This window comes from Bacillus sp. SIMBA_031 (assembly GCF_046535225.1).
GTDB classification, from domain to species: domain Bacteria; phylum Bacillota; class Bacilli; order Bacillales; family Bacillaceae; genus Bacillus; species Bacillus velezensis.
Genome location: NZ_JAWRXC010000183.1, coordinates 1 through 276, shown reverse-complemented (window position 1 = coordinate 276; position 276 = coordinate 1). Strand labels below are relative to the sequence as shown.

The window sequence follows — 276 nt, the reverse complement described above, 5'->3', positions numbered from 1 at the left end:
CGGCAGGCCTCGGCGTCGCGCTTCTGCCGACCTACCTGATCGAGGACGAGCTCAAGTCGGGAGCGCTCGTCACGTTGCTGGATATCACCATGCCGACGGAGAACGCCTATTACGTCGTGCGACCTGAAAACAAGCAAAGCCATCCCGCCGCCGACCAGTTCCAGAACTGGCTGCTATCGGAAGTGTCGCCGACCTTGTCGTGATGCCCGGTCCTATGCCGGGCGTTTGGAGCGCAGGCCGCTTTCGAACGTCTGGTTGTCTTCGCCGACGCCATAG

Annotated in this window: 1 protein-coding gene; it reads left to right on the top strand. The window is 62.0% G+C overall.

From position 1 onward, the window contains the following. The coding region (locus SB724_RS19980; RefSeq protein WP_410572564.1) for a LysR substrate-binding domain-containing protein at positions 1 to 203 on the top strand (203 nt) is incomplete at its 5' end. Between the last annotated feature and the right edge of the window lie 73 nt (positions 204 to 276).